Consider the following 12,944-nt stretch of genomic DNA (forward strand, 5'->3'; position numbering starts at 1 on the left):
GGAAACACGGAACCGACCGCGCCCGCGAGCTTCCCGCCTTTCGGCTCAATTGTAGCTGTCGTAGGCGGAGGGGCCCTGGTCGACCAGCCGGCGCAAGATCCGGAAGCCGGTGGCGAGATGGTCGAAGGCGGGGACGGTCGAGAACCCGACGCGGACGCCGTGATAGGCAATGTCCGAGCGGGCGGGCTTGTATTCGTCCTCCTCGTCGATGAGGATGCCTTCCGCTGCCGCGGCGTTCTTGAACGTGCCGGAAAGCCAGGGCTCCGGGAGCGTCAGCCAGAGGAAGGGCGCCGCGTCGTGGAGGCGCACGTCGAGCCCCGCGAAGGTTTCGCGCGCGAGCGCGACGCGGCGCGCGATGTCCGCCCGGGTCGCGGCGGCGAGCTCGAAGGCGAGGCCGGAATTCACGAGCCGCGCCACCAGCTCCGACATCAGGAAGGGCTTTCCGCCCGTGATCATCTTGTGGGCCATGGTCACCCGGCCGGCGAAGTTCGGCGGGCACGCGACCCAGCCGCCGCGCAGGCCGGCGGCGACCGCCTTCGACAGGCTGCCGACATGGAAGACGCGCTCGGGTGCAATCGATGCAATCGGCGGCACGCCGTCCTGGAGCAGCACCCCATAGACGGCGTCCTCGATGATCCAGAGCTGATGCCGCCGGGCGATCTCCGCGATCGCGCGGCGGCGCTCTTCCCCCATCATGGCGAGCGTCGGGTTCTGCGGCGCCGGCATCAGGAAGAGGACCTTCGGATGCTGCTGGGCGCAGACCCGTTCGAGATCGTCCGGCACGACGCCCTCCGCATCGGCGGCGACGAGGCTCGCGCGCCGCCCGGAGAGCGCGGCGCTCCGCGCGATCGAGGCGTAGGTCAGCGGCTCGAAGGCGATCCTGTCGCCCGGCATCGTCGTCGCCGCGATCACCGACATGATCGCCGCATGCGCGCCCTGGCTCGGGACGATGCTCGCCGGGTCCGGATGCCAGCCGTCGCGCCCGAGCCAGCGCGCCCCCGCCTCGAGCCAGGCGGTCGGGATCGTGCGGATGTAGGAGGTCACGCCGTCCGGCGCCTCCCGGCAGATCTCGGCGCTGATCCGCTCGAGCACCGGCGCGACCCCGATCTCGGGCGCGGCGGTGCTGTCGAGGCGAAGCGCCGGTTGCGGGCCCGCATGGCCCGGCGCGATCGCCGGCATCTCCGGCGCCGACGCGGCGGCCGCGGGGAAGTCCGGCGTGCGGCGCTGCCTGACATAGGTGCCGCGGCCCACTTCGCCGCTCACCAGCCCGCGCTCATGGGCGAGCGCATAGGCGCGGCTGACGGTCCCGATCGTCACCCCGAGGTCGAAAGCCAGGTTGCGCTGCGGCGGCAGCTTCGCCCCGGCCGTCAGCCGGCCGCTGTCGATGTCGCGCTCGATGAGGTCGGCCAGGCGCACATAGAGCGGACCCGTTCCGGCGGATAGGTCGGGACACCAAGTTGTCATGGTGACAATTATCTAGCTTGCCCCGAATGCCGAGTCAATGCATGAGGAAGCACCCGACAATATAGATGATCAGGCCGGGCCGATGGTTACAATAGATACATTCCGGATCGCAAAGATCGCAGAAGCCTTCCTGCCCGGCCGGGCGGCCGGTTGGCGTGGAGTCGCCGCGATGGTCTCGGAGGGTCTGGCGACCATGGCCGCGAAGCGCCGCAGTCGGCGCGCGCTCCTGGCCCTTACGGACGACCAGCTGAAGGATATCGGGCTGTCGCGGGCCGATGCCCACCGGGAGGGACTGCGTCCGTTCTGGGACTGAGGTCAGGCGACGGCCGGCGTTCCCGCGGCGCTCAGAGGCGCTTCAGGCAGGCTCCGGCCTCTTGGGCGGCGCTGCGTGCCGAGTTCCGCGGAATCCGGCCGCCCTTCACGAGGCCGGTCGCGGCCTGCCTGATGGTCCCGACGAGATCCCCGCCGGCGGCGACGCCCGGATAGGCCTCCTCGTAGATCAGCCTCGCGTCGGGCGAGAGCCCGTTCGCGCAGGCGCCCGCCGCGGCCTTGTCCGCGAGGGCCGGGACGGGCGTGGTTGCCGCCGCGATGAGCGCGAGGGCGAGGACCATTCGATGCGGCATCGGCTCCCCCTGGCCGAACGGCGAAATCAGCAGCCCGCGGTGCCCGCGGACCAGCGGGCGACGTCGGCCTGGATGCGCGCGCCCTGCGGCCCCGCCAGAAGCGGGCCGAAGAGCTTCACGTCCGTGCCGTAGCCGGCCTGCGTGGATTCGACGACGAGCTTCGGAAGCCCGGTCGGGTCGTTGGCCGGCACGACGAGCACGCGGGCGCGCCCGCTGTCGATCTCGGGCGTGTAGGCGTAGCCGGCGAAGGACGCGCGGTCGGCGCCGAACCAGCAGGCACGGACCTGCTCGCTCACATGCTCCGAGACGGCGATGGGATTGCCGCTCGCGCGGTAGAGGATGTAGTCGCGCTGCGGCGCCGGGCTCGGCGTGCAGCCGGCGAGGAGGGCGGCCGCGATGAGCGCCGCGGCGCTCGCGGGTCCGAAGCGGAGCTCGCAGGGCTTCACGCGGCCATCTCCCCGATCCCGGCGATGCTCCGGAAGAGGCCGAGCCCGTCGAGCGCGCCATGCGCCTCGTCGGTCATGTCCTCCGGGTGGGGCATCATCCCGAGCACGTTGCCGCGCTCGCTGAGGATGCCGGCGATATCCCGGCGCGAGCCGTTGGGATTGGTCCCCTCGGCGTAGCGGAAGGCGATGCGGCCTTCGCCCTCCAGCCGGTCGAGCGTCGCCTCGTCGGCGAAATAGTTGCCGTCATGGTGCGCGACGGGGCAGCGGATGATCTGGCGCGGACGGTAGGCATGCGTGAACGGCGTCTGGGTGTTCGCGATCTCGAGCTTCACCTCGCGGCAGACGAATTTCAGCGAGGCGTTGCGCATCAGCACGCCGGGGAGGAGCCCTACCTCGCAGAGCGACTGGAAACCGTTGCAGACGCCGAGCACGAGCACGCCCTCGTTCGCCCGCTTCACGACCTCGGCCATCACCGGCGAGCGTGCCGCGATCGCCCCGGCGCGGAGATAGTCGCCGAAGGAGAAGCCGCCCGGCAGCACGATGAGGTCGACCGCGGGGAGCGTTGTCTCGGCGTGCCAGACGATCGCAGGATCGCGGCCGGAGGCGCGCTTCAGCGCGGCGGCCATGTCGCGCTCGCGGTTGGTGCCCGGGAAGAGGATGATGGCGGATCTCATGCTGTCTCCGGTTCCGTGTCGATCGGCCGCGTCGTCATATCCGCCTGCGGGGCGGCAATATGCCCGCGGAGGCCGCGTGGGCACTCCGCCACCCGCTTTCGGAGCCCCTCCGGCCGCGCGTGGATCGGATCCCTGGTGACCTCGGCCATGCGGGTCAGCCCCGGTCCGAACCGAATTCCACCCGGTAGTTCTCGATCACGGTGTTGGCGAGGAGCTTCTCGCACATCGCCTTCAGTTCGGTCTCGGCATCGGCGCCGTCGGCGAGCTCGATGTCGAAGACCTTGCCCTGGCGGACGGATTGCACGCCCGCGAAGCCGAGCGCGCCGAGCGCGCCCTGGATCGCCTGGCCCTGCGGGTCGAGCACCCCGGACTTCAGGGTGACGAAGACGCGCGCCCTCATGCCCGGCTTACTGGACCAGGACCGGGCCGGAGCCCGTCACGCGCTCGTTGGCATTGATGAGGCCGAGCCGGCGCGCCACCTCCTGGTAGGCTTCCAGCATGCCGCCCATGTCGCGGCGGAAGCGGTCCTTGTCGAGCTTGTTGTTGGTCTCGATGTCCCAGAGCCGGCACGAATCGGGCGAGATCTCGTCGGCGACGACGATCCGCATGAGATCGTTCTCCCACAGCCGGCCGCATTCCATCTTGAAATCGACCAGGCGGATGCCGACGCCGAGGAAGAGGCCGGACAGGAAGTCGTTCACGCGGATCGCGAGCGACATCATGTCGTCGATCTCCTGCGGGCTCGCCCAGCCGAAGGCCGTGATGTGCTCCTCGGAGACCATCGGATCGCCGAGCTCGTCGTTCTTGTAGTAGAACTCGATGATCGAGCGCGGCAGCGGCGTGCCCTCCTCGATGCCGAGGCGCTGCGACAGCGAGCCGGCCGCGACGTTCCGCACCACCATCTCGAGCGGGATGATCTCCACCTCGCGGATCAGCTGCTCGCGCATGTTGAGCGCGCGGATGAAGTGGGTCGGAATCCCCATCGCGTTGAGATGGTTGAAGATGTACTCCGAGATCCGGTTGTTCAGCACGCCCTTGCCGTCGACGATCTCGTGCTTCTTGGCGTTGAAGGCGGTCGCATCGTCCTTGAAGTGCTGGATCAGGGTGCCCGGCTCCGGACCCTCGTAAAGGATCTTGGCCTTGCCTTCGTAGATTCGGCGGCGACGGGTCATAGGAGTCTTCGGAGTGAATCGGTGGATCATGAGCCCAAGGGTCTATATCAGGCCGCGGCCGTCGAGCGACCCTCGCGCGGCCGGAACCTAGCGGAAAGCCCGCTCCGTTACAATCTAAACGCCAACGCGCCGAATCCGGCGGCGTTGCGCGCCAACAAAGGCGCCGCTAAGGAACGGCCGACAGCGGGCGAGGAGTATGTGATGACGACGTTCGAGGATCGCAAGGACGCCTACGAGGCGAAGTTTGCGCGCGACGAGGAACTGCGCTTCAAGGCAACCGCCCGCCGCAACAGGCTGCTCGGGGTCTGGGCGGCCGAGAAGCTCGGCCGGACGGGCGACGACGCGCAGGCCTATGCGCGCGAGGTCGTGCGCTCGGACGTCTCCGAGCCGGGCGATCAGGACGTCTTCCGCAAGATCCGCGCGGATTTCGATGCCGCCGGCGTCACCTGCTCGGATCACCAGCTGCGCCGGACCATGGACGAACTGCTCGCCACCGCCGTGGAGCAGATCGAGAAGGAAGGCTGATCGCGGCCCGCCGGCCGCCGAATTCGCCGACGCCGGCGCGTCTTTCGACGTGCCGGCGTTTTTGCGTGCCCGGTTCGCTATCGGTGCTACTGGTTCGGCTGGGCGGGCGTGCCGCCGCCCGGCACGTCGGCCGCGTTCGGCTCGGCGGTCATCCCGCCCGGCGCGGCGCCGCCGGTCTCGGAATCGTTGTCGATCACGTTGTTGTCGCCGGGGCTGTCGGCGATCGGCGCGGGCGGGGCGCTCGCCTCGTCGCTGCCCAGCTCGAAGATGCCCGCGAAGATCGCGATCAGGAAGATGATGGCGAAGGCCGCGACGCCGAGCAGGATCGCACGCCAGCCGTAGTCGCGCCGGGTCGGCGGCATCGGATGCACGCGGTCCCCGCGAATGGTCGCGTCCCCCTCCCGGAGCGCCTGGGCCGGCGCCACGCCGGTATCCGGGCTGCCGAGCAGGGGATCCGCTTCCGGCAGCTGCGCATCCGCCGGCCGCGGAAAGGTCGGATCGTTCGCGACTGCTTCCCGCTCGGCGGCGGGATCGGTGGGTCTCGTCTGTCTGGCAACAGCCATTGCGCTTCTCCCGAGCGGTTCATCGGGTAGGCAACGGCTGGATTCGGCGTTCGTTCCGCTCCGTTCCGGGGCGGCGGCGGCGTCCCCGCAGGTCAGAGATGCTGCAGGAATCGGGCGAAGACGAGGGTTCCCTCCGGCCACGGACCGTGTCCCGACACGGTGTTGATGTGCCCGGCGTCTCCGGCGTCGAGGAGGAGCGAACCCCATGCGTTCGCCATGTCTCCCGCCGTCTCGTAAAGGCAGTACGGGTCCGTCCGGCTCGCGATGACGAAGGACGGGAACGGCAGCGGATCGGTGGAAACCGTCGCGAAGCCGGAGGCCGCCTCCGGAAAGGCGGCGCCCGCGGGGTCCGGCGGCGCGACGAGGAAAGCGCCGCGGACGACGCCGCGGAGATGCCTTGCCGCGTTGACGCAGACGAGCACGCCGAGGCTGTGCGCCACGATGACGACCGGCCGTTCCGCGCTCTTCGCCTGGGCGATCAGGGCCGCCGGCCACTCGACCGGGTCGGGCCGTTCCCAGTCGGTCTGTTCGACCCGCCGGGCGGTGGAGAGGTTCCGCTCCCACCGGCTCTGCCAGTGATCGGGACCGGAACCCCCGAGGCCCGGCACGATCAGGATGTCCGCTTCGGATGCCTTCATTCGGCCTCGACCCCGAAGACGCGCCGGAAGATCGTGTCGACGTGCTTCGTATGATAGGCGAGATCGAACTGGTCGCGGATATCCTCTTCCGAAAGCGCGGCGTGCACGTCCTGGTCGGCGAGGAGCTCGGTCAGGAAGTCGGCGCCCTCCGTCCAGACCTTCATCGCGTTGCGCTGCACCAGCCGGTAGGCGTCCTCGCGCGATACGCCGGCCTGCGTCAGCGCCAGCAGCACGCGCTGCGAGTTCACCAGGCCGCCGAGGCGGTCGAGGTTCTGCTGCATGCGTTCGGGATGGACCACCAGCCGGTCGATGACGCCGGTCATCCTGGCGAGCGCGAAATCGAGCGTTATCGTGGCGTCCGGCCCGATCATCCGCTCCACGGAGGAATGTGAGATGTCGCGCTCGTGCCAGAGCGCCACGTTCTCCATCGCGGGAGGCGCGTAGGCGCGGACCATGCGGGCGAGCCCGGTGAGGTTCTCCGAGAGCACCGGGTTGCGCTTGTGCGGCATGGCCGAGGAGCCCTTCTGCCCCGGCGAGAAATATTCCTCCGCCTCGAGCACCTCGGTGCGCTGCAGGTGCCGCACCTCGGTGGCGAGCCGCTCGAGCGAGGAGGCGATCACGGCGAGCGTGGCGAAGAACATCGCATGGCGGTCGCGCGGGATGACCTGGGTCGAGATCGGCTCGGGATGCAGGCCCATGGCGCGGGCCACATGTTCCTCGACGCGGGGATCGATGTTGGCAAACGTGCCGACTGCGCCGGAAATCGCGCAGGTGGCGATCTCCTCGCGCGCGGCATGGAGGCGCCGGCGCGCGCGCGCGAACTCGGCATAGGCCTGCGCGAGCTTCAGGCCGAAGGTGGTCGGCTCGGCATGGATGCCGTGGGACCGGCCGACCGTCGGGGTGGTCTTGTACTCGAACGCCCGCCGCTTGAGCGCCGCGAGCAGCGCGTCGAGGTCGGCGAGGAGGATGTTGGCGGCGCGGACGAGCTGCACGCTGAGGCAGGTGTCGAGCACGTCCGACGAGGTCATGCCCTGGTGCACGAAGCGCGCTTCCGGACCGACGATCTCCGCGAGATGGGTCAGGAAGGCGATGACGTCGTGCTTCACCTCGCGCTCGATCGCGTCGATCCGGTCGATGTCGAAGGTGGCGGCGCCGCCCTTCGCCCAGACCGTCTCGGCGGCCGCCTTCGGCACGAGGCCGAGCGCCACCATCGCGTCGAGGGCGTGCGCCTCGATCTCGAACCAGATGCGATAGCGCGTCTCCGGCGACCATATCGCGGCCATTTCGGGCCGGCTGTAGCGTGGGATCATGTGTCGACCTTCTCCGAAGGCGTTGCCGTACCAGACCGTGGCGGTCCGGTTCAACGCGCGGAACGCATCAGAAGATATGCGAAGAGGAATGTGAGCGGCACGCCGGCCGGCAGGAGCAGCCAGCCCATGACGGTGAGATAGGCGTAGATGGCGCTCGCCGCCTGGATGAGCGTCCAGAAGGCGAGATGCCCGGGCTCGAGGCTCCACGGTATGTCGCCCCAGCCGATATCCTCGAGGAAGAGAAGAAAGCAGGTGAGCGCGGAGGTCCCGCCGAAGAGCCCCAGAAGCGCTGCCGCCAGCCGCGCGGAGGCGGCGCGGCGCCGCAGCAGGCCGAGCACCGCGCCGGTCAGCAGCCCGGCGAGCGTCGCGCCGACGAGAAGGAACGTGCAGGCGAGCGCGAACCGCTCGCTGGCGGGCCTGCCGATCTGCAGCCATGGCACGGCGAAGGACGCCGTCATGGCGAGGCCGAAGAGGAGGGCGAGTGCGAGGGAGCGGGCCACGCGGCCTCATGCCCGAATGCGCGCGCGCCGTCGAGCGCGAAGGTCGCCGGGCGGGGCGACGGGAGAACCGCTCGGGTTCAGGATTCGCGCAAGGGCAAGGCCGGCGTGTCCTTCACGGTCGCGACCACGATCCGGGACTGGACGTCCGTGACCAGCTCGTTGTCGAGAAGCTTGAACCGGAGGAATTCGTCATAGGCCTGGATGTCCCGGGTCACGACCTTGATCATGTAGTCGACGGCTCCTGTTATGCGCTCGCAGAGAAGCACTTCGGCCCATGTGTTCACCATCCGGTCGAAGGTCTCCATGTTCTGCCGGCTCGGCAGGCCGAGCTTCACGAACGCGTAGGCGACGAAGTCGAGCCCCACCGCCTGGCGGTCGACGAGGGCGACGACGGCGCGGATCGCCCCGGCCTCCTTCAGCCGCTTGATCCGCCGCCAGGCTGGTGTCTGGCTCATGCCGGCGAGGCGGGCCACCTCGTTGACGGGAAGCGACGCGTCCCGCTGCAGGACGCGCAGGATGCGGATGTCTCCGGGGTCGAGGTCGAGCGAAGCCGTCATGATCCGCCAACAGCCGACGATCGGGCGAGCATGGCGCGGATCAGGCCGTCAGGCCATAGCGTTCGCGCCAGGTGGGGGCGGGATCGCCGGGCGCCGGCGCGGCCTCGTAGACGGCGCGCGCGACCGCACGGGCGAGCGCCGCCGCCGCGCCCGCCGAAAGCTCGGTGAGGTCGCGCGCAGGGTCGCGGAGCGGAACGCGCCCGGTCGAGAGGACGAAGACCGTGTCGCCGTCCATCGGCGTGTGGACCGGGTAGATCGAAAGGGCGAGGCCGTCATGCGCGGCGGCGGCGATCCGCGTCGCCTGCGCGGGCGCGAGCGCGAGATCGGTCGCGATGACGGCGATGGTCGTGTTGCCGCCCGCGCGCGCGCCGAGCTTCGTGACGGCGGCGCCCGCATCGGCCGGCATGGGCGACGGAAGTCCGAGCCCGCCGAACTCGCCGTCGATCTCGAAGGGCGCCGCCCTGAAATGCGGCGTCGAGCCGAGCGTCGCGCGGCCGAGCGGATTGGCCGCGACGAAGGCCTGCACGGTCGCGCCGCAGGCGAGCGCGGCGGAGGCGGCGCCGAAGCCGCCCTTGAGATCGGCCGTGAAGGCGCCGGTGCCCGCGCCGACGGTGCCGAGCGTCGTCGTCGTCGCGGCCGCTTCGCAGGCCGCTGTGCCGAACGCGCGGTAGCGCGAGGGGCCGCCGCCGGCCACGGCCGTCTTGTCGCCGCCATTGGCGAGATCGAAGAGGATCGCCGCCGGCACGATCGGCACGCGCACCGGCCCGACCGCGAAGCCGCGTCCCTGGCCGGCAAGCCAGGACATCGCGCCGTCCGCCGCGGCGAGCCCGAAGGCCGACCCGCCCGACAGGACGATGGCGTCGACGCGCTCGACCGTCGCCTCGGGGCGCAGCAGGTCGGTCTCGCGCGTGCCCGGCGCGCCGCCGCCGACATGGACGCCGGCCACGGCGGGGACGTCCGGAAGGAGGACGGTCGCGCCCGATTTCAGCGCCGGGTCGCCCGCGTGTCCGATCCGCAGGCCGGAGAGGACGGGGAATGTGTGCGTCATGGCCTATCCTGAGGCGAGCGGAGGGCGGGCTTGCCGGAAAGCAAGCGCCCCGGCGCGTTGCCGCGCCGGGGCGTCGATGGTCTCGCGGCGGCGCGGCGCGCCGGTCCGGAGCCTACTTGGAGGCCTCGAGATAGTCGTACTTGCCGTCGTGCCACTTGTAGAAGACGTAGCCCGGCAGCGTCACGTCGCCCTTGTCGTCGAATTCGAGCTGGCCGAGCACGGTGTCGAACTTGCCGTCGTCGAGCGCCTTCGTGACCGCCTCGAACTCGGTCGACTTCGCCGTCTCGACCGCCTGCTTCCAGGCCTGGATCGCGGCATAGGTGTAGAGCACGTAGCCTTCCGGCTCGATGCCCTTGGCGCGGAACTTCTCGACGACCGGGGCCGCCTTCTCGTTCTTCCGCGGGTCGGGCGAGAAGGTCATCAGCGTGCCTTCGCCGGCATCGCCGGTGATCGCCCAGTACTCGTCGGTGACGAGCGCGTCGCCGGATACGAGGACCGTGTTCATGCCCTGGTCGCGCATCTGGCGGGCCATCAGGCCGGCCTCGGTGTGGTAGCCGCCGACATAGAGGACGTCGATGCCGGCCTGCTTCAGCTTGGAGACGAGCGCGGTGTAGTCCTTCTCGCCGGCCGTGTAGGATTCGACGAGGTCGGCCTTCTTGCCGGCCTTCTCCATGGCGGCCTGGGTCTCGTCGGCGAGGCCTTTGCCGTAGGCGGTCTTGTCGTTGATGATGGCGACCTTCTTGTCGGCGAAGTTCTTCGCGAGATAGGCGCCCGCGACCGCGCCCTGCTGGTCGTCGCGGCCGCAGACGCGGTAGATGCCCGGGCCCGGCCGCTCGTCGGTGAACTTCGGGTTCGTCGAGGCCGGCGAGATCTGGATGATGCCTTCCTCGGAATAGACCGCGGAGGCGGGGATCGACGAGCCGGAGCAGAAATGGCCGGCGACGAAGACGACGCCCTTGCCGGCGAACTGGTTGGCGACCGCCACCGCCTGCTTCGGGTCGCAGGCGTCGTCGCCGATCTCGAGCACCAGCTTCTCGCCGTTGACGCCGCCGGCGGCGTTGATGTCCTCCACCGCCTGCTCGGCGCCGGCCTTCATCTGCGCGCCGAACGAGGCGTACTGCCCGGTCATCGGCCCCGCTGTCGCGATCAGGATGTCCGCCCAGGCTGCGCCGGTCAGCGCGAAGGTGAGGGCGGCACTGGTCAACAGAGCTTTCTTCATGTCGTCTCCCTCTGACTTAACAAGGTCCGATGACGTGTTCCCAGCTGCGCACCGGACCGGAACGAGAAGGCCGAAATGGCCCGCCTGGGCCGCATCTAAGCTGATTTCTCCAGCGAAAGATACCGGTCCTCCGCTCCGGATGCGTGCCCATTTTCAGGCTTCCGAGGCGTTCTCGGCGGCGTGCGGCCGACCGGCGAGGAAGCCATACTGGGACGCCATCTGGCGGGCGCGCGTGACCTGCCGCCCGGCCGCCGCCGCCATGCCGAGGAACACCAGGTCGACGAGGAAATAGTAGACCCCCGTGCCGAACCCGGCGAGCGGCAGGAAGAAGGTCCCGTTGAACAGGCTGAAATGGATGAAGCGGGTGGCGATCCCCAGCAGCACGACATAGACGGCGAGCTGCCACCAGGGGGCCCAGACGCGCGCCGTCGCGCGCCCCGTCAGCCAGGCGGCGCCGCAGCCGAGCACGATCGTCACGAACACGAATTCCGAGATCGACACTTCCCAGATCGCGGTCACGGCAGGGTCCTCAATGGCGTCCGCCTTCGAGATAGGCGGCCCGGACGTCCTCGCGTGCGAGAAGTTCGCGCCCGCTCCCGGACATGGTGATCCGTCCGTTGACCATCACGTAGCCGATATCGGCGAGCCGGAGCGCATGGAAGGCGTTCTGCTCGACGAGGAAGACGGTGAGGCCCTGCTCGCGGTTGAGGTCCCGGATGACGCTGAAGATCTGCTTGACGACGAGCGGCGCCAGACCAAGCGATGGCTCGTCGAGCAGGAGGAGGCGGGGCCGGCTCATCAGCGCGCGCGCGATCGCGAGCATCTGCTGCTCGCCGCCCGAAAGCGTGCCGCCGCGCTGGTTCTGCCGCTCCTTCAGGCGCGGAAAGAGGTCGAAGACGCGCCGCAGGTCCTCGTCGAAGGTCGCGAAGCGGTTGATCGCGGCGCCCATCTGGAGGTTCTCCAGCACCGTCATGCGCGGGAAGATGCGCCGGCCCTCCGGCGACTGGGCGATCGCGCGCGACATGATCGCGTGCGTCGGCAGGGCGGTGATGTCCTCGCCGTCGAAGACGATCCGGCCCTGGCGTGCCTTCGGATTCCCGCAGATCGTCATCATGAGCGTCGACTTGCCGGCGCCGTTCGCGCCGATAAGCGCCACGATCTTGCCTTCCGGCACCGCGATGTCGACGCCGCGCAGCGCGACGATCTTGCCGTAATAGGTGTGGACGCCCTCGACGGAGAGGAGCGGGCGTTCGCCGTTCGCCGCGCTCAAATCCCGGCCTCCCGCGTCTCCAGCGCGCTCTCCACCAACTCGACCTCCTCGTCCTCGACGCCGAGATAGGCCGCGATCACCTTCGGGTCGTTGCGGACGAAATCGGCCGGGCCGTCCGAGATCTTCACGCCGTAATCGAGCACGATGACGTGGTCCGAGATCTCCATCACCACGCCCATGTCGTGCTCGATGAGGAGCACCGAGACGCCGTGCTCGGCGCGGATGAACTGCAGGAGCTCGTTGAGCTCCGCGGATTCGCGCGGGTTGAGGCCGGCGGCCGGCTCGTCGAGACAGAGGAGATGCGGGTCCGCGCACATCGCCCGCGCGATCTCGAGCCGCCGCTGCGCGCCGTAGGGCAGGTCGCCGGCCGGATCGTCGGCACGCTCGATGAGGTCGACGCGCTCCAGCCAGTAGACCGCCTTGTCGATCGCCTCCTGCTTGGCGCGGCGGTAGCCGGGCAGCATCAGGACGCCGGCGATCGTGTAGCCGGAGGCGAGCATCAGCTTGTTGTGCTGGGCGACCAGCAGGTTCTCGAGAGCCGTCATGCCGCCGAAGAGGCGGATGTTCTGGAAGGTGCGGGCGACGCGGGCGTGATGGGCGATCCCGTAATCCGGCATGCGCTCCAGCAGGAAGGCCGCGTGCCCGTCCCGGGCGAGATACTGGCGGCCCGAGCGGGTGAGGTCCTCGATGAGCCCGGTCCCGACCTTCTCGCCGTGGCGCATTACGATGCGGCCGCTGGTCGGCTTGTAGAAGCCCGTGACGCAGTTGAAGACGGTCGTCTTGCCGGCGCCGTTCGGGCCGATCAAAGCGGTGATGTCGCCGCGGCCGACATTGAACGAGAGGTCGTTGACGGCGACCAAGCCGCCGAACCGCATCATCAGGTGCTCGACGGTGAGGACGGGATCGAGATCCCAGCGGGGGCGGGCGCTCTCCAT

Annotated in this window: 18 protein-coding genes; 2 read left to right on the plus strand and 16 right to left on the minus strand. The window is 69.6% G+C overall.

Going from position 1 to position 12,944, the window contains the following annotated elements; translation table 11 throughout:
- Nucleotides 1-45: 45 nt before the first annotated feature.
- Entirely contained in the window at nucleotides 46-1,464 is a 1,419-nt protein-coding gene (locus tag E4O86_RS10130; RefSeq protein ID WP_161140419.1) for an aminotransferase-like domain-containing protein, read from the minus strand.
- A gap of 169 nt (nucleotides 1,465-1,633) precedes the next feature.
- On the opposite strand from E4O86_RS10130, the gene E4O86_RS24025 reads away from it, so the two are divergent.
- The gene (locus tag E4O86_RS24025) at nucleotides 1,634-1,777 is read left to right on the plus strand and encodes a DUF1127 domain-containing protein (RefSeq protein WP_246206327.1); all 144 of its coding nucleotides are present in this window, start codon (nucleotides 1,634-1,636) and stop codon (nucleotides 1,775-1,777) included.
- A 31-nt stretch (nucleotides 1,778-1,808) separates the two neighbouring features.
- Here the strand turns inward: E4O86_RS24025 and E4O86_RS10140 are convergent, their stop codons facing one another.
- From E4O86_RS10140 to purC, 5 genes are all read right to left on the minus strand, one after another.
- Nucleotides 1,809-2,087 carry a hypothetical protein gene (locus tag E4O86_RS10140; protein WP_161140420.1) on the minus strand — a complete coding sequence of 93 codons (279 nt, stop codon included), beginning with the start codon at nucleotides 2,085-2,087 and terminating at the stop codon, nucleotides 1,809-1,811.
- Nucleotides 2,088-2,113: 26 nt separating this feature from the next.
- Nucleotides 2,114-2,533, minus strand: coding sequence for a hypothetical protein (locus E4O86_RS10145; protein WP_161140421.1), 420 nt, complete (start codon nucleotides 2,531-2,533; stop codon nucleotides 2,114-2,116).
- Complete coding sequence (gene purQ / locus E4O86_RS10150) at nucleotides 2,530-3,207, minus strand: phosphoribosylformylglycinamidine synthase subunit PurQ (RefSeq protein ID WP_161140422.1); 678 nt, start codon at nucleotides 3,205-3,207, stop codon at nucleotides 2,530-2,532. Before purQ ends, E4O86_RS10145 begins: the two co-directional genes overlap by 4 nt.
- 154 nt (nucleotides 3,208-3,361) lie before the next feature.
- On the minus strand, nucleotides 3,362-3,607 hold the full coding sequence (purS, locus tag E4O86_RS10155; RefSeq protein ID WP_161140423.1) for a phosphoribosylformylglycinamidine synthase subunit PurS: 246 nt from the start codon (nucleotides 3,605-3,607) through the stop codon (nucleotides 3,362-3,364).
- Between the two features lie 7 nt (nucleotides 3,608-3,614).
- Nucleotides 3,615-4,379 (minus strand): phosphoribosylaminoimidazolesuccinocarboxamide synthase, encoded by a 765-nt coding sequence (gene purC / locus E4O86_RS10160; protein ID WP_161140424.1) that lies wholly within the window; start codon nucleotides 4,377-4,379, stop codon nucleotides 3,615-3,617.
- A gap of 201 nt (nucleotides 4,380-4,580) precedes the next feature.
- On the opposite strand from purC, the gene E4O86_RS10165 reads away from it, so the two are divergent.
- Nucleotides 4,581-4,904, plus strand: coding sequence for a DUF1476 domain-containing protein (locus E4O86_RS10165; protein WP_161140425.1), 324 nt, complete (start codon nucleotides 4,581-4,583; stop codon nucleotides 4,902-4,904).
- 86 nt (nucleotides 4,905-4,990) lie between these two features.
- Here E4O86_RS10165 and E4O86_RS10170 read toward each other — a convergent pair whose 3' ends face one another.
- The 10 genes from E4O86_RS10170 to E4O86_RS10215 all read right to left on the minus strand — a co-directional run bounded on the left by E4O86_RS10170 (nucleotide 4,991) and on the right by E4O86_RS10215 (nucleotide 12,944).
- Nucleotides 4,991-5,467 (minus strand): hypothetical protein, encoded by a 477-nt coding sequence (locus tag E4O86_RS10170; RefSeq protein WP_161140426.1) that lies wholly within the window; start codon nucleotides 5,465-5,467, stop codon nucleotides 4,991-4,993.
- 92 nt (nucleotides 5,468-5,559) lie between these two features.
- Nucleotides 5,560-6,105 carry an RBBP9/YdeN family alpha/beta hydrolase gene (locus E4O86_RS10175; protein WP_161140427.1) on the minus strand — a complete coding sequence of 182 codons (546 nt, stop codon included), beginning with the start codon at nucleotides 6,103-6,105 and terminating at the stop codon, nucleotides 5,560-5,562.
- Nucleotides 6,102-7,415 carry an adenylosuccinate lyase gene (purB, locus tag E4O86_RS10180; RefSeq protein WP_161140428.1) on the minus strand — a complete coding sequence of 438 codons (1,314 nt, stop codon included), beginning with the start codon at nucleotides 7,413-7,415 and terminating at the stop codon, nucleotides 6,102-6,104. Before purB ends, E4O86_RS10175 begins: the two co-directional genes overlap by 4 nt.
- A 50-nt stretch (nucleotides 7,416-7,465) precedes the next feature.
- A complete protein-coding gene (locus E4O86_RS10185) occupies nucleotides 7,466-7,915 on the minus strand; it encodes a hypothetical protein (protein ID WP_161140429.1) in 450 nt (149 codons plus the stop codon).
- 77 nt (nucleotides 7,916-7,992) lie between these two features.
- On the minus strand, nucleotides 7,993-8,472 hold the full coding sequence (locus E4O86_RS10190) for an Lrp/AsnC family transcriptional regulator (RefSeq protein WP_161140430.1): 480 nt from the start codon (nucleotides 8,470-8,472) through the stop codon (nucleotides 7,993-7,995).
- A gap of 40 nt (nucleotides 8,473-8,512) precedes the next feature.
- The gene (locus E4O86_RS10195; RefSeq protein WP_161140431.1) at nucleotides 8,513-9,520 is read right to left on the minus strand and encodes a P1 family peptidase; all 1,008 of its coding nucleotides are present in this window, start codon (nucleotides 9,518-9,520) and stop codon (nucleotides 8,513-8,515) included.
- A 112-nt stretch (nucleotides 9,521-9,632) separates the two neighbouring features.
- Nucleotides 9,633-10,739 (minus strand): branched-chain amino acid ABC transporter substrate-binding protein, encoded by a 1,107-nt coding sequence (locus E4O86_RS10200; protein WP_161140432.1) that lies wholly within the window; start codon nucleotides 10,737-10,739, stop codon nucleotides 9,633-9,635.
- Nucleotides 10,740-10,892: 153 nt separating this feature from the next.
- A complete protein-coding gene (locus E4O86_RS10205; protein WP_161140433.1) occupies nucleotides 10,893-11,258 on the minus strand; it encodes a DUF6867 family protein in 366 nt (121 codons plus the stop codon).
- 10 nt (nucleotides 11,259-11,268) lie between these two features.
- A complete protein-coding gene (locus tag E4O86_RS10210; protein WP_161140434.1) occupies nucleotides 11,269-12,009 on the minus strand; it encodes an ABC transporter ATP-binding protein in 741 nt (246 codons plus the stop codon).
- Nucleotides 12,006-12,944, minus strand: coding sequence for an ABC transporter ATP-binding protein (locus E4O86_RS10215; protein WP_161140435.1), 939 nt, complete (start codon nucleotides 12,942-12,944; stop codon nucleotides 12,006-12,008). Before E4O86_RS10215 ends, E4O86_RS10210 begins: the two co-directional genes overlap by 4 nt.

It is taken from the genome of Propylenella binzhouense, assembly GCF_009866965.1.
Classification (GTDB): Bacteria; Pseudomonadota; Alphaproteobacteria; order Rhizobiales; family Afifellaceae; genus Propylenella; species Propylenella binzhouense.